12 protein-coding genes are annotated in these 14,689 nt (G+C 60.8%); 8 read left to right on the top strand and 4 right to left on the bottom strand.

Annotated elements, in window-relative coordinates; translation table 11 throughout:
* Position 1 precedes the first annotated feature (1 nt).
* Both NKF25_RS17045 and NKF25_RS17040 read right to left on the bottom strand, forming a co-directional pair.
* Positions 2 to 1,753, bottom strand: a complete 1,752-nt coding sequence (locus NKF25_RS17045) for a cbb3-type cytochrome c oxidase subunit I (protein WP_253227859.1) — start codon at positions 1,751 to 1,753, stop codon at positions 2 to 4.
* Between the two features lie 138 nt (positions 1,754 to 1,891).
* Positions 1,892 to 2,293 carry a universal stress protein gene (locus NKF25_RS17040; protein ID WP_253227858.1) on the bottom strand — a complete coding sequence of 134 codons (402 nt, stop codon included), beginning with the start codon at positions 2,291 to 2,293 and terminating at the stop codon, positions 1,892 to 1,894.
* Positions 2,294 to 2,519: 226 nt separating this feature from the next.
* On the opposite strand from NKF25_RS17040, the gene NKF25_RS17035 reads away from it, so the two are divergent.
* Together NKF25_RS17035 and NKF25_RS17030 are read left to right on the top strand one after the other, a co-directional pair.
* A complete protein-coding gene (locus tag NKF25_RS17035) occupies positions 2,520 to 3,323 on the top strand; it encodes a Sir2 family NAD-dependent protein deacetylase (RefSeq protein WP_253227857.1) in 804 nt (267 codons plus the stop codon).
* A 95-nt stretch (positions 3,324 to 3,418) separates the two neighbouring features.
* The gene (locus NKF25_RS17030) at positions 3,419 to 3,946 is read left to right on the top strand and encodes a DUF6789 family protein (RefSeq protein ID WP_253227856.1); all 528 of its coding nucleotides are present in this window, start codon (positions 3,419 to 3,421) and stop codon (positions 3,944 to 3,946) included.
* 17 nt (positions 3,947 to 3,963) lie between these two features.
* On the opposite strand, the gene NKF25_RS17025 is transcribed toward NKF25_RS17030, so the two are convergent.
* Complete coding sequence (locus NKF25_RS17025; RefSeq protein ID WP_253227855.1) at positions 3,964 to 4,131, bottom strand: hypothetical protein; 168 nt, start codon at positions 4,129 to 4,131, stop codon at positions 3,964 to 3,966.
* A 144-nt stretch (positions 4,132 to 4,275) separates the two neighbouring features.
* Between NKF25_RS17025 and NKF25_RS17020 the strand changes: the two genes are divergently transcribed.
* From NKF25_RS17020 to NKF25_RS17005, 4 genes are all read left to right on the top strand, one after another.
* On the top strand, positions 4,276 to 6,138 hold the full coding sequence (locus NKF25_RS17020) for a bacterio-opsin activator domain-containing protein (RefSeq protein WP_253227854.1): 1,863 nt from the start codon (positions 4,276 to 4,278) through the stop codon (positions 6,136 to 6,138).
* Between the two features lie 214 nt (positions 6,139 to 6,352).
* On the top strand, positions 6,353 to 8,134 hold the full coding sequence (locus tag NKF25_RS17015) for an asparagine synthase-related protein (protein ID WP_253227853.1): 1,782 nt from the start codon (positions 6,353 to 6,355) through the stop codon (positions 8,132 to 8,134).
* Positions 8,135 to 8,741: 607 nt separating this feature from the next.
* A complete protein-coding gene (locus NKF25_RS17010) occupies positions 8,742 to 9,038 on the top strand; it encodes a hypothetical protein (RefSeq protein ID WP_253227852.1) in 297 nt (98 codons plus the stop codon).
* A 40-nt stretch (positions 9,039 to 9,078) separates the two neighbouring features.
* On the top strand, positions 9,079 to 9,240 hold the full coding sequence (locus NKF25_RS17005) for a hypothetical protein (protein WP_190303849.1): 162 nt from the start codon (positions 9,079 to 9,081) through the stop codon (positions 9,238 to 9,240).
* On the opposite strand, the gene NKF25_RS17000 is transcribed toward NKF25_RS17005, so the two are convergent.
* Positions 9,237 to 11,063: a DUF87 domain-containing protein gene (locus NKF25_RS17000; RefSeq protein ID WP_253227851.1), complete on the bottom strand. Its 1,827-nt coding sequence runs from the start codon at positions 11,061 to 11,063 to the stop codon at positions 9,237 to 9,239. The two genes, NKF25_RS17005 and NKF25_RS17000, sit on opposite strands and share 4 nt — an antisense overlap.
* 276 nt (positions 11,064 to 11,339) lie before the next feature.
* Here NKF25_RS17000 and NKF25_RS16995 point away from each other — a divergent pair, with 276 nt between their 5' ends.
* Both NKF25_RS16995 and NKF25_RS16990 read left to right on the top strand, forming a co-directional pair.
* Positions 11,340 to 12,188, top strand: coding sequence for an amidohydrolase family protein (locus NKF25_RS16995; protein WP_253227850.1), 849 nt, complete (start codon positions 11,340 to 11,342; stop codon positions 12,186 to 12,188).
* Positions 12,189 to 12,340: 152 nt separating this feature from the next.
* A complete protein-coding gene (locus NKF25_RS16990; RefSeq protein WP_253227849.1) occupies positions 12,341 to 14,659 on the top strand; it encodes a PAS domain S-box protein in 2,319 nt (772 codons plus the stop codon).
* Positions 14,660 to 14,689: the final 30 nt, after the last annotated feature.

Here is a 14,689-nt window from a genome sequence, read left to right as displayed (position 1 = left end):
ACTACCGCGACTCCAATTGCTCCTCGAACCACTGCCACTCCTTCGAGAACATGCCGTATTTCTTGAGGTTCCACACGTCCGCGTCGGTGACGATGTCGCCGTTGCGGTAGGACTGGAGCATGTTCCATATCCAGACCAGCGACCCGAGCGCGATGAGGACCGCGCCGAAGGATGCGATTTGCTGGAGGAGTTGGAATTTGACCGGGTAACTCGCGTACCGGCGCGGAAGTCCCATCATTCCGAGGACGATGAAGGCGTTGAACGTGATCATGACGCCGACGAAGGTGAGCCAGAAGTGGACCTTCGCGAGGGTCCTGTCGTACATCCGGCCCGTGAAGATGGGGAACCAGTAGTACACCGCCGCGAACATGCCGAACGGGATCAGTCCCATGATGATGAGGTGGAAGTGGCCGACGACGTAGTAGGTGTCGTGGAGGATGAGGTCCACGGGAATCGCGGCGAGGAAGACGCCCGTCACGCCGCCGATGATGAACGTCGCAATCGATCCCACACAGAACAGCATGGGCGCTTCGAGGCGGATGGCTCCGTTCCACATAGTCGAGATCCAGTTGAACGTCTTGACGGCGCTCGGCACCGCGATGGCCAGCGAGACGGCCATGAAACTCGCGCGGAGGCGCGGGTCCATTCCGGTGGCGAACATGTGGTGGGCCCAGACGCCGAACGAGAGCACGCCGATGGCCAGCGTCGAGTAGACGACGAACTTGAACCCGAACAGTTTCCGTCCCGAGAACTTCGGGATGATGAGGCTGATCAGCCCCATCGGCGGCAGGACGAGGATGTACACCTCCGGATGGCCGAAGAACCAGAACAGGTTCTGCCACAACATCGGCCCACCTCCCCCCGTCGCGAAGAACGTCGTCCCGAACACGCGGTCGAGCAGGAGCATGATGATGGCGCTGCCCAGGAGGGGGAACGCGAACAGGATGAGACCCGCTTGTGTGAGCGCCGTCCACGTGAAGATATCGAGTTCACTCCAGTCCACGTCCCGAAGCGTGAACGTCGTCACGATGATGTTGATCGCACCCAACGTGGTGCTGATGCCGGAGAGGTGTAACCCCAACAGCATTATGTTGATCATCGGGTTCGGCCGCTGACGCGCCAGTGGCGTGTACATCGTCCAGCCGGTTTGCGGCGGTTCGAGGCGGAAGAACGGACTCGCAGCGGCCATTCCGAGCACGGGTTGGATCACGTGCCCGATGATGTCCGAGAGGAGTCCGAAGCGAACCAACACGAACGCTGCCGGAAGCATCCAGAAGGCGACGGCGTTCACCCGCGGGAACGCCATGTCGTCCGCCCCGATGAGTAGCGGCAGGAAGTAGTTGATGAACCCGAACAGGACGGGCGTGGCGAAGAAGAACAACATCGTCAGGCCGTGCATGGTGAACAGCCCGTTGTACGTCGCCGTGTCCCACACATCGACGCTGTGGGTGAACAGTTCCGTCCGTATCATCATCGCGTCCGTGCCGCCCCAGAAGAACGCGATGCTGCCGAACGTGAGATACAGAAGCCCGATGTCCTTGTGGTCCACCGTCGTCAGCCATCTGATGACGCCCGTCGGTTTCCCGTACCCGGACGGGAATCCGTGGGCGTAGCCGCCGTCCGCCTTCGCCTCCGGTTTTCGTCCGGCGCTGACGATGTCTTCGATGCGTATCGAGCGACCGAAATAGAGTGCGAGCGCTAGCAGCGCGACGCCGATTCCGACACCGATCGCGGTTTCTCCAAGCAGATTCATTGTAATCCTCTCGTTACCGAATATCTCTCGGCTGGTAACCGTAGTTTCAGGTGCGATACGACTCGTAATCCAACGTATGGCTGGATGGTTTGTAACCGACCGGTTCGTTCCCAGTCGGTGAAAACGGCCACCGTCATTTTACCTCGTGTCTTTCATCGGTATCCCGATCAACGGGTGCCGGGTTTGCATCAAAACGGACTGGGTGTTGCTCCCGAACACGACCTTTTGGGCCGGGCTTCGCTTTTGACTCAGGCCGATGGCGATTTCGTCCGCGTCGAGTTCATCCGCGGTGGTGAGGATGTCGTGAGCGGGGTCGCTCCTGTCCGTGTTCTGTTCCGTTTCGATATCGAACCGGTCCCCGAGTCGGTCCTGGAACACCGCCAACGCATCCTGCCCTTCTTGGACTAACTCCTCGTCGTTTCCGCCGTGAATCGAGTTCAACGCGTGAACCTCGTCTCCCTCGTGGAGTCGGCCGTCGAGATACTCACATATCCGCTCGCTCGTCTCGGCGCTGTCTGTTCCTGCAACGATTCTCGTCATAAATAACGCGAGTATCGGAAGAACCATAAACGAGTTGGCAGGCAAAATGATGTGTCCCGTCAGTACATATTTCTCCTCCCGTCGAAACGAAAAGCGGTTCCCCCTCGTAGACGAGGGAACGAGACATCCACACTCGTTCACGGAGCGGTTCTCGAACGGCCGCCACGCAACACGTTCCGTAGCGGATTTCCACAACTATACAATCCCCGCACCGCTGTTCTGGAACATGGACGATATCGCCCGGCTCGCGGAGCGAGTTCGTGACGCCGAAACCGTCGTGGCGTTCACGGGTGCCGGAACCAGTACCGCATCGGGGATTCCCGATTTTCGAAGCGATTCGGGAATCTGGACCCAGTTCGACGAAGCGGACTTTCACTACCGTCGATTTCGAACCGACCCGGCGACGTTTTGGACCGATCGCCTCGACCTCCACGAAACGATGTTCGGCGGCGAGGTCGACCCGAACGAGGCACACGACGCGCTCGCCGACCTCGCAGCGAACGGCCAGTTGGACGCCATCGTCACGCAGAACACGGACGGACTTCATGCCGAGAGTCTGAACGGTCACGCGGACGGCCAAGACGCCACCGAGTTGGTCGAACTGCACGGCAACGCCCACCGCGTCGTCTGTGAGTCCTGCGGGCGGACGGCCGACGCCGCTCCGGTGCGAGAACGCGTGCGCTCCGGCGAACTGCCGCCCCGCTGTACCGACTGTGACGGCCTGTTGAAACCGGACGTGGTACTGTTCGGGGAGCGGTTGGACGAGGGGACGCTTCGCCGCGCCCGGCAGTATGCGAGGCGAGCGGACGTGTTCATCGCCATCGGGTCGTCGCTCACCGTCGAACCGGCGGCGTCGCTGCCGCGAACCGCTACCCGCAACGGGGCGACGACCGCCATCGTCAACTTCGACCGAACGCCGTTCAGTCCGCGCGCGACGTTCGACGTCCGGGGGGACGTGACGACGGTGCTTCCGGAACTCCGTTCACGGGTCGTGACAGAGGGAAACTCCCTCGGAACTGAAACGCCCTGATTCGACGTTTCTCGGGGCCAAATGTCCCGATTTTGGAAATATCTCCCTTCTGGTTTGGGTACTGTTTTTTGTCGGTGTACGTTCTACCTCCATCCATGGCAGAGAATGACTCACAACCGTCAGTGGAAGTCGATATCTCCGAGGAGGTCGTGGAACCGGAATTCGACTCCTTCGCGGGAATCATCACCGACGGGTTCATCGGCGCGGTCGGCGGTCTCGTCGGCACTGCCGTCATGACCGCGATACTGCTGGTCGGAACCACGCTCGGAGCGTTCGACCTGAATTCGTTTGCCGTGTTGGCGCAGTTGACGGGCGTCGACGTGCTCCTCCCGTCGAATCCGGCGGCGGTCGGCTACCTCATCTTCCTCGGCGGCGGGATGGTGACGTGGCCGCTCCTGTTCGTCTCTATCGGGTCGTATCTGCCGGGTGAGAACTACGCCGCCAGGGGCCTCCCGTACGGGTTCGTCCTCTGGACCGGCTTCGTCATCGCGTTCTACGATGGCTACGCTGGGCTGTTGCTCGGCGTCTACCTCGTCATCACCCTCCTCGGACACCTCGCCTACGGATTCGCCCTCGGCGCGGTGTTCGATTACCTCTCGAAACGCCCGACGACGCTGGTGTAGCCGGGCAAAAATTCGATCTACCGTTCGTCCGCCGACGTCGTGTACTCCTTTTCGGGTTTCCGTTCGTGCTCCTCGAACGTCTCCACGAGGTCACTGACGTCGTCTCCCGTCTGCATCCGATACTCCCGCAGTATCGAGAGGACCCGTCTGACTTCGTCGTCCGTGAGTGACACGGTGGTTGGCATATGTTCACGGAAGCGTCGAGCCCCCAAAAACGTCGTGCCAAAAGGGACAAAAAGGAGCCGACGAGGGGTCGGAACCACCGAAACGAACCCCTGACTCGTAACCGATAACTGAACTACTATTTCCCGTCGGCCCTTACTGTCCGTATGGACCTTCCTGACGAGACGCACGTGGGGGCGAGTCAGGCTCTCGAACGGCTCTCCGATCCACTGCTCGCGCTCGATTCCGACTGGCGGGTGACGTATCTCAACGACCCGGCACGGGAACTGCTCGGCGTCGGTATCGACGAACAGTTGCCGACGGCGCTTCCCACGGCGGCGGGTGAGACGATTCTCGACCACTGCAAGACGGCGCGGCGGAACGACCGCCCCGAACCGTTCCACATCACCTTCGATGCCCGATATCAGGCGACCGTTCATCCCGGTGTTGACGGCGTGACGGTGCTCTTTCAGCGGTCCGAGGCCGCCACGGAGGACGTCGTCGCGGAACTCGATCTGAAGGAGCGGGCCATCAACGAAGCCCCGGTCGGTATCACCATCGCGGACGCACAACCGGACGACCAACCGCTGTTGTACGTCAACGAGGCGTTCGAGGAACTGACCGGGTACCCTTCCGACGAGGTACTGGGCCGCAACTGTCGGTTTTTGCAGGGGGAGGAGTCTGAGCCGGAACCCGTCCGGACGATGCGTGAGGCCATCCACGACGAGGAACCGGTTTCGGTCGAGCTGTTGAACTACCGTCAGGATGGAACGGAGTTCTGGAATCGGGTCGATATCGCGCCGATTCGTGACGACACGGGCGACGTCAGTCACTTCGTCGGGTTCCAGACGGACATCTCGGAGCGAAAGCGGGCGGAGTTCGCCGCCCGCCAGCGGGCGGACGAACTCGAACACCTGCTCGAACGCATCGAGGGACTGCTCGGGGACGTCACGAGCGCGGTGGTCGAAGCGCCGACGCGCGAGGCCATCGAGACGGCCGTCTGCACGCAGGTGACGCAGGTCGAACCCTATTCCTTCGCGTGGGTCGGCGAGCGCGACGTTCGAACTGACGGAGTGGAGGTGCGGACGGTTGCGGGGGAGTGTGATCCGGACCCCGACCATCCCATCGTGAACGAGGCACTGGAGACCGGAGAGCTACAGATAGCCCACCTCGACATCGAGGGATGTGCGGCGGCCGCGGCGCTTCCCATCTCGTACCACGACACGGAGTACGGCGTGCTCGTGGTAAGCGCGACGAAATCCGACGCGTTCGACGAGCGCGAGCAGGTCGTCCTGAAGTCGCTCGCTCGCGCCATCGGTAGCGCCATCAACGCCCGCGAGACGCGTCGGATCCTCATCGCGGACAGCGTCGTCGAAGCCGAGTTCTCGTTCCGAAGTTCGGACCTCTTCTTCGTGGATATCGCGGAGCGAACCGACGCCGAAATCAGTTACCTGCAATCGACGAACCACGACGACGGTTCGGTGGTATCGTTCTTCTCGATTCAGGGCGCGTCCGCGGACGACGTGTTCGACATCGTCTCGGAGCGCGACGACGTTCTCGACGCACGATTGGTGGCCGAACAGGACGAGGAAACCCTCTTCGAGTTCGTCCTCCCGGCGGGAACGCTCGTCTCCACGATGTCGGATTACGGCGGGAAGACGCAGGAGATATCGGCCACGCCGGACGAATCCCGCGTTCTCGTCGAGTTCCCACAGGAGGCGGACGTTCGCGGCCTCATCGAGCGCTTAAAGGATTCGTACTCCGGAACGGAACTGCTGGCCTATCGCCACCGCGAGCGTCCCGCGAAGACCAAACAGGATTTCATCGAGAGCCTGACCGATTCGCTCACGGAGCGTCAGTTGGCCTCGCTTCAGAAAGCCTACGTCAGCGGCTTTTTCGACTGGCCGCGACCCGTGACGGGGGAGGAACTCGCCGAATCCATGCGCATTTCGCGTTCGACGTTCCACGAACACCTTCGGGCCGCGGAGCGGAAACTCTGTGCCGAGTTCTTCAGCGATGAGTCGGCCTGACTTCCCCGGTTCGAGGTTGTCCGCTTCCCTCCTTCGAGGTAGTCCGATCCATCCTTTTACGGTAGGGCGACCCAACCATTCCACGTCGCTCGACCCATCGTTTCGAGGTAGTCCACCCCAATTCGTTTCAGCTCCCCTTCGATTTTCTTCATATCGAGCCTAACCCGGTCGAAGGCGTCTCATAACAATATAGGCAGTGGTGAACGTTTCCTCCATGCCCGGCGTAACCGGTGGTACTCTTAGCGATCGAGCATTCGACGAGATGCTCGACGCGATGGACCACGAGGAATGGTACGAGACTGCGGAACGATCGATTGGCGACCGTCGAATCGGACTCGTTCACCACGGCGACCGAGACCCGAACGGATGGACGACCTGGCGTGACGGCAAGAAGGTCGGCGTCCTGCACGGCGTGATATCGAATCGAGACGAACTGGGTCGTTCGAACGGCGAGATTTTCGAACGGGTGCTCGCGGATCCCGACCGAACCCTTCCGGAACTCAGCGGACCGTTCCTGCTCGTCGCCGCTGATCGCTCCTCCACCATCGTCGCCACGGACAAACTCGGCACGCGGCCCTGTTACTACTCGACCGTCGACGGATTCCTGTTCGGCAGCGAACTCAAATCCCTCATCTCCCAACTCCACGCGCCGCGGATGGACGAACGCGCGGTGAGCGACATGCTGTTCATGGGCTACGTCTTCGGCCGCAAAACGCTCGTGAACGACGTGCAGTCGCTTCGACCCGCATCGTACCTCCGATACGAGAACGGGAACGTCCAATCCCGTCGCTACTGGGAGCCCGATTTCGGCATCGACCCACAGGAGGGCTACGTCGATGAGGCGATCGAACGCTATCGCCGAGTGGTCGGCAACGTCGCGGGTACCATCGACGGCCGAACCGGCGTCTGGCTCTCCGGGGGCCTCGACAGCAGGACGCTCACCGCCGCACTGAAGGACGAGATCGACACCGTCCGAACGTTCACCTACGACAACTCGGCGACGCAGGAGGACCGCCTCGGTGCCGAGCGCGTCTCCGACGCGCTTTCGGTTCCCAACCAGTTCTGTGACTATTCCGCGAGCGAGTTCATGGAATCCATCGAACGCGGCGTGGACATCATGGACGGCATGCTCCAATGGTCGTTCTTCGTCAACCTCCCGCCCGTCCTGAACGACGTGTCGGGGGAAGTCGACGTGCTGTTCGAAGGGAGCAGTCAGGGCGAGTTCTTCGGCGACGTGCTGTATCGGTCGTACCTGACCGGCAAGTCATCCGTTGACGCGTTGGTCGCCCAGAAGGGTCAGATCTCCCCTCTCCAGGTGCGATCACTCCTCTCGTCGGACGTCTCGCCCACGCAGTCGCTCAGTCGAGTGGTCGAAGGGAGCACGCAGCCACGGCGGGAACACCGGACCCTCGATGCGCTCTGGGAACTGTTCGCCGACTCTCATTTCCGGTCGAACCGCCTCTATCGCAGTCAGGCCGGGACGCGCGTGCCGTTCGCCGACGGCGAGTTCATGAACCACGTCGCTCGGATGCCCTACCAGCGCTATCGAATCGGGGCGATTCCCGGTACCCGTGGTCGGGTGCCGTCCGCCGTCGCGCCGCTCAAACTCGAAGTCGCCCGTCGCGTCGGTGGTCCCTCCGCACGCGTCCCCTACAATCGGACGAATCGGCCGCCGACGTCACCGCTCGCGCTGCACGCGCTCGGGTTCGTCGCGGACAATCTCAAAAAGCGGGCCACGGGACCGGATACGTGCAGGATGGGTCGCTGGTACAGAAACGACCCGAAGATGCGCGCGTTCGTGGATTCCCTGCTCGACGATGCCGCCGACCGCGAGATTTTCGATGCCGATGGAGTGCGGACCCTCCAACACGAACACCTCGACGGGCACGCGGACCACCTGAAGCCGATTTCGGCCATTACGACGCTCGAACTCTGGATGCAAAAGCACCTCGACACGGTACGTCCGTCCGCTGGACAGCGTGTTCCTGTGCGCTAGATTGGCACAGATATATAAGATATCGATCTCACATTGAACTGAAATAGCAACGTTCAAGGGTCGCCGATTGGACGGTTCGAATGCATGGTACGCGGCGGGGCGGTACGTGGCGTCAGTGCTCGGGCTATCGAATTCCCCCTCGTCAGTCTACTCTATCCCCCCTCGATTTCTCGTCCCTTTGATCGTCTACTCTATCCCCCCTCGATTTCTCGTCCCTTTGATCGTCTCCTTTCTTCCTTCCTGTCTATCTCCTCCCTTTCTGTCTCTCTTCTTCTCCCGTGTCGAGCGTGGAGTGGGCGAGTGAAGACTGCACACCCAGATGGAACATACGAAGATAGTGATTCAAGTCGGGAAAGTATCGTGAGAAAGGAGATGGGGAAACCGTTCGGAATGTGGAGTACACCGCCATCGCTTGAAACGGTCATCTCTACCCCAAACCGAGTACGCAGACTCCGTCTTACACAAAAATATCGGAAACATATCTGTATCTGATTTCTTACGATTCTTTGGTAATGTCGGCGTCCTCTCGAATGATCTACTACTACCTATCCAAAATAACAGAAACATATAAGCATTCGGGCCGTAATGCCGAGACAGGCTGATCACGGTGTCTCAACAAACGAACGACAAATCGGGGATCGGAATATCCAAGAAGCGCCTCACTGCGCTCATGCTCCCAGTGCTGGGCGTCTGCTGGTTGGCGTTTCTACTCTTCCCCGGCTATCTCGGAGAGGAATCGACCATCGATTACGCCGCGATGACGCTCGGCGTCGGACTGATGGTCGCCGGTGTATTTCGTTTTCTCTACTCACCGGACGACGAATCGGGCGACGAAGCCGAATCCGAATCCGGTGAGTCTGCCGACCGGAACGACGGAACCGACTCGGCGACATCTGACGAATGAAGCCGAAAGAGAGAGCACGCTGCGGAACGTATCGTTAATCATGATGATCGGGGTCTTCCTCTTCGCCGAACTGTTCATCACGGTCGTCTTCCTCTCGGTCGCCGCGGGCATCCTCTATCAGTGCCATACGGCGGACGAGTGGGAACCACGCGGTCTCGTGGACATGGAACGTGATGCCGGGATCGACGAGGAGTGGCGTTAGTCGCGCCACTGGGCGTGGAGTTCGCTGTGATGTGCCCGCTCGTCCGGATCGGTGATGATCGAAACCATCTCTTTTCTATCGAGTGCGTATCGACGCTCTTCGTCCCGCGTGACGAGCGAGCGATTCCGTAGTTCCGCGAGGAGGCTCTGAATCTGCGCGATCGATGCCGCCACCTCGTCGTCGATCTCGTGGACCGTCATCGGCCCACTCTTCGCGAGCGCGGCGACGACGTCCCAGGTGTGATTTTCGTTGCACAGCGAATCACGGCGCGCGGCATCGATTCGGACCACGACGGCGTCGGTGTTCGCCAACTCCACCAACGACGACGTTTCGGAGGTGGATCGATTCGAAACGGCGCTCCCGAGTTCGCGTCCGCGCTCCTTGAGTTCGCGTTGGTAGGCCTCTATCGAACCCTTGTCGTCCGGACTGGTTCGATCGATGCCCGTCTCGTTCGGGTTCCCCCACGTCGTCCGTCCCTTCGGGATGCCGTCCGTCGATTCGGCGTTTCGTGCAGGCCACGGTTCGACATCGTCGGAGGCGGCCGGTTCCTCGTCCTCGGCCCCATCCCGCTCGACGTTCAGTGGGTCTTCGCTCTCCGCGACGTCCTCTATTTCTCTGGTGTCCTCGATTTCCCTGCCGTCCTCGACCTCCGCGGCGTCCTCGCCGTTAGCCTCCCAGTCCTGAAACGACCGCTGTTCGGTTCGCTCGTTTTCCAGTTCTTCGAGTCTGGTTTCGAGTTCCCGGATTCGTTCGTTCTTCTCGCGGAGTCGCTCCTCGAACTCCTCCGGACCGCCGATGTCGCCGTGGGCGAGCGCGTTCGCCATCTTCCGCGCCGCGTTGGACACGTCCCGCGCCGTCTGGAGTTCGTTCTCCAACTCGGCGATTTGAGCCTGTTTTCGCTCCAGTTGGCTCTCCAGTTCGGCCACGCGGTCGTGTTCCTGCTCCTGAAGCTCCGTGATGCCCTCCAAATCCTGCATCAGCGCGTCGCTGACGGACTTGAGTTCCGGACGCTCGAAGTCGTCGAGGCCGGGCGTCGCACCTGCATCGAACGTACGTTTACGGTCGAACTGCACCCGGCGAATCCCGCCGTCGGTCCAGTCCGTCTGGACGAACCCCTCTCCGGCGTCGAGGTTGGGTACCTCATTCCCGTACTCGCTGCCGACGATTCGGCTGACGACTTTCGTGTCGTTCTCCCACGTCAAGCGATGCCAGACCAGCCAGTTCGCCTGCGTGATGAAGTCCTTTTTCACGTCGGCGGGGCGCTGGCTGATGCCCATGATGCCGAGGCCGTGTTTCCGTCCGCGCTTGCCCACCTTGATGAGCATCTTCCCCGTCTCGCCCATGCCGCCGCCCTCCGGGATGTACTCGTGGCACTCCTCGACCACCAGCAGGAACGGTTTTTTGAGCTTTTTCTCCTTGGCGAACAGGTGCCGCGCCGTCTCGCGGATGAGCGCGTTCGCCTCGTCGTCGTCCAGGTATCCGGAGACGTCGATGATGATTGGGACGTTCTGTTCGAGCGCGAGCGACGCCACCTTCTCGGCGTGCTCGGCCCCGACTTGGATGTCACATTCCTCGTCCGCGCCGACGTGCAGGAGTTCGTACTCCTCTTTCAGGCCGTAGTACTCGCCGTCCGCGTCGATGATGGCGACGGGGTATCCAGCGTCGAGCAGTTGCTCGACCACGACGGACGCCGTGTTCGACTTTCCGGACCCCGACTTTCCGGTGACGAACCCGCGCCCCGTCAGGATTTCGACGACCGGAATCGAGACGTCGGTGTCGTCGGCGACGAGGTGACCGACCGGCAGTTGTTGTTCGTTGTCCATTCTCTTACATTCTCGATTCGGCAGCGAATCCTTCAATTTTTGCATCAACGGGGTCGGGGAAACGGCGGGATATTGTTGGTCTTTGTCACCTTGTGTGGTTCGGGAGTTGCAATCACAGCAAAACCAACCATCTCGCTCCACCCAAAATTACCAAGCCGTTATCGTAGTGGACGGGGAACGGATTTCGAAACCGAACCCACGACGTCAAACACACTCCTCAGTTTCGCCGTCCCCGTGACCCAATTCTTCAAACCGATTCCCCGACAACTACCTCCCATGCCCTTTCCCGAAGCGCTCGACGGCCACGTCATCGACGGTCACGTCCATCTCATGCCCCAGAAGCTCATGGCCGCAATACGAAAGTCACTCACCGAAGAAGCGGGGTGGTCGTTCGAGCATCCGACCGACCGGGAGCGGATGGAGGAAAAACTCCGTTCGATGGGTGTCGAACGCTACGTTGCCCTTCCGTACGCGCACAAACGCGGGATGGCGAGGGAACTGAACGAGTGGGTGCTGACCCGATCGAGGGAGTCCGAAATGGCGATTCCGTTCGCCACGGTACACGGCGACGATGACGTGGCGGCGGTCGTCCGCGAGGCGTTCGAGGCGGGTGCGAGGGGATTGAAGTTCCAGTGTCCGGTGCAGGGATGCGGCCCGGCGGACCCCCGACTCGACCCGGCGTTCGAGGCGGCCGCCGAGTACGACAAACCGATCCTGTTCCACGCGGGGACGGCACCGATGTTCGAGGATAGCCCGCACGTCGGGGCCGAGAAGTTCGCCGAGTTCGTCGAATCGTATCCGGAAATTCGAGCGTGTGCGGCCCACATGGGCACGTTCGAGACGGGGAAATTCCTGAACTTCGCGCGGGACCACGAAAACGTCTTTCTGGACACGACGATGGCGTTGTCGCCCCGCTCGGCGGACGTGTTGGGGTTCGACGCGGACGGTATTTCGGACGAGACGCTGGTCGAACTCGCCGAATCGGTGCAGTTCGGCACGGACTTCCCGAACGTGCCGTATCCCTACGAAGACGAACGCCGGGGACTGCTCGAACGCGAGTTACCGGCGTCCGTGTACGAGGACCTCTTCCGGAATACGGCGGAGCGATTTCTGGGCGAGAGATAGCCATCAGATCACTCGATTCGGCGTTTTGTAGCCGAGAAGAACTCTAACGAAACCGTCGAGCGATGCGCAAGGAAAATACTATGCTCGTCCGTCAGAGAGGAAGTGTATGAATCCCGAGAAAATAACCCTCGAAGCCCTCGACCGGATCGGGAATGGGGGGGGAGCCGTTCTCGGCACGAGAGTTTGCGAGGGAAGCGGGATGCGGTTCGGATGTCGGTACGGCGATGCTCGAAGAACTCGCGGAGCAGGGGGTCGTACGCTCCAAGGAGATTTCCCCGGAAACTCGCGTCTGGTGGCGTCCGGCCGACTTCGAACAGGAGGACACGCAGTTACAGTCGTTGATCGATGAAGTCCAAGAGTACGCCATTTTCATGCTCGACCCTGACGGGTACATCGCGACGTGGAACAAGGGTGCGGAGAAGATCAAGGGATACACTGCCGACGAAGTCATCGGCGAGCACTTCTCGAAGTTCTACACCGAGGGAGACGAGGAGGCGGGCGTTCCGGAACACCACCTCGAAATCGCAGTCGAGAAAGGACGTACCGAGTACGAGGGCTATCGGGTTCGGAAGGACGGCACGCGGTTCTGGGCCAACGTCGTCATCACGTCCCTTTGGAACGACGATGGGAGCCTCAGGGGGTTCACCAAAGTCACTCGGGACATGACCGAGCGTCGGGAGGCGAAACAACGTCTCCAGTCGGAACGCGACCTGATCGAACAGGCGCTCGAAATCGTCCCGGTCGGTATCTCGGTCATCTCGTCGGACGGGACCTTCTTGCGGTCGAACTCCTGGATCTCCGATCGTCTCGGAATCGATGAATCGGAACTGCAGCAGTACACGGCCACGTCGTGGGACCTCTACGATGTGGATGGCGAGCCGATTCCGCTCGAAGACGACCCGTTCACACGGGTGATCGAAACCGGTGAACCCGTGGTCGATTTCCATTGTCAGTTCCGTCCCGAAAGCGACGACCCGCGATGGCTCTCGATAAACGTCTCCCCTATCGAGGATACCGAGGACGAGGTCGGTCGTGTCGTGTACGCCATCGACGACATCACCGAACAGAAAGAGCGAACGGAGCAACTCCGACGTGAGCGAAATCAGACCGAACGACTGTTGGAAACGTCACCGGTCGCCATCTCGGTGCAGGATGCGGACGGGACGATACGGCTCGCAAACCGGCGAGCACAGGAGCTCCTCGGCTTATCCGAACACGAAATGATCGCGGAACGGGAGAACGCCGACGAGTGGGGTCTCTTCGATGTGGACGGTGATCCCCTTCCTCCGGAGGAGTCACCGGCCGCGCGCGTTCACGCTACGGGCGATCCGATGCACGACGAGGAAATCGCCATCGAAAAGCCGAACGGCGAACGGCTGTGGCTGTCCGTCAGCGCCGCCCCCGTGTACAGTCCCGACGGGGAACTCGAACGGATCATCTCGGCTGGCGAGGACATCACCGAACTCAAACAGCGGGAGCGCGAACTCGAACGCAGACGGAGCGAACTCGAAACCGAACTGAGCGAGATTCTCGGCCGTGTCTCGGACGCCTTTTTCGCGCTCGACGACGAGTGGCAGTTCACGCACGTCAACGACCGTGCGGAGGAGATTCTGTCGGAGTCCGCCGACGAAGTACTCGGAAAGCGGTTCTGGGACGTGCTTACCGACACCGGCGACACGCTCCTGTGGGAGGAGTTCCACGCCGCGATGGAGACCCAAACGCCGACCACATTCGAACTCAACTACGAACGGCTCGGTATCTGGATCGAGATAAACGCCTACCCGTCGGAGACGGGTCTCTCGGTCTATTTCCACGATATCTCCAAGCGAAAGGAGCGTGAACGCCGATTGGAGCAGTTCGCAAGCATCGTCTCACACGACCTTCGGAACCCGTTGTCCATCGCACAGATGTATCTGACAGAGGCCGAGATAAACGGGCAGGAGAGCGATTTCGAGGAGGTGAAGCGCGCACACGACCGGATGGAACGGATCATCCACAACCTGTTGCGGATGGCGCAGAACACGGAGGCGACCATCGAACCGAGCAGCGTCTCCCTTCCGAGCGTCATCGACCGGGCGTGGGGTCACGTCAAAACGTTCGATGCGACCCTCCACATCGACGAGGCGATGCCGGTAGTGTTGGCCGACGAAGACCAACTCCAAACGGTGTTCGAGAACCTGTTTCGGAACGCAGTCGAACACGGGGGTCCCGAAACGGAGATACGCGTCGGGAGGCTCTCCGACGGGTTCTTCGTGGAGGACGATGGACCGGGAATTCCGTTCGACGAACGGTCCAAGGTGTTCGACTACGGCCACACCGTAAACGACGGGACGGGGTACGGACTCACCATCGTCTCCGAGTGCGTCGAGACCCACGGGTGGGAGATAGACGTGGTCGGTTCCACGAGCGGCGGTGCCAGATTCGAAATCCGCGGCGTCACGGAAGGCAGTAGTTCGGCGGGGCGGTACTGAGTTATTTATCCGTCGGCGGGGGATAGGTTT

The organism is Haladaptatus sp. AB643, from assembly GCF_024136975.1.
In the GTDB taxonomy this organism is placed as follows: domain Archaea; phylum Halobacteriota; class Halobacteria; order Halobacteriales; family Haladaptataceae; genus Haladaptatus.
This window is presented reverse-complemented; position numbering and strand designations above follow the sequence as displayed.

Coding starts and splice junctions, on each gene's coding strand:
- NKF25_RS17015 (WP_253227853.1), top strand. CDS start 6,353: ATGCCCGGCGTAACCGGTGGTACTCTTAGCGATCGAGCATTCGACGAG.
- NKF25_RS16990 (WP_253227849.1), top strand. CDS start 12,341: ATGGGGGGGGAGCCGTTCTCGGCACGAGAGTTTGCGAGGGAAGCGGGA.
- NKF25_RS17000 (WP_253227851.1), bottom strand. CDS start 11,063: ATGGACAACGAACAACAACTGCCGGTCGGTCACCTCGTCGCCGACGAC.
- NKF25_RS17005 (WP_190303849.1), top strand. CDS start 9,079: ATGATGATCGGGGTCTTCCTCTTCGCCGAACTGTTCATCACGGTCGTC.
- NKF25_RS16995 (WP_253227850.1), top strand. CDS start 11,340: ATGCCCTTTCCCGAAGCGCTCGACGGCCACGTCATCGACGGTCACGTC.
- NKF25_RS17030 (WP_253227856.1), top strand. CDS start 3,419: ATGGCAGAGAATGACTCACAACCGTCAGTGGAAGTCGATATCTCCGAG.
- NKF25_RS17020 (WP_253227854.1), top strand. CDS start 4,276: ATGGACCTTCCTGACGAGACGCACGTGGGGGCGAGTCAGGCTCTCGAA.
- NKF25_RS17035 (WP_253227857.1), top strand. CDS start 2,520: ATGGACGATATCGCCCGGCTCGCGGAGCGAGTTCGTGACGCCGAAACC.
- NKF25_RS17025 (WP_253227855.1), bottom strand. CDS start 4,131: ATGCCAACCACCGTGTCACTCACGGACGACGAAGTCAGACGGGTCCTC.
- NKF25_RS17040 (WP_253227858.1), bottom strand. CDS start 2,293: ATGACGAGAATCGTTGCAGGAACAGACAGCGCCGAGACGAGCGAGCGG.
- NKF25_RS17045 (WP_253227859.1), bottom strand. CDS start 1,753: ATGAATCTGCTTGGAGAAACCGCGATCGGTGTCGGAATCGGCGTCGCG.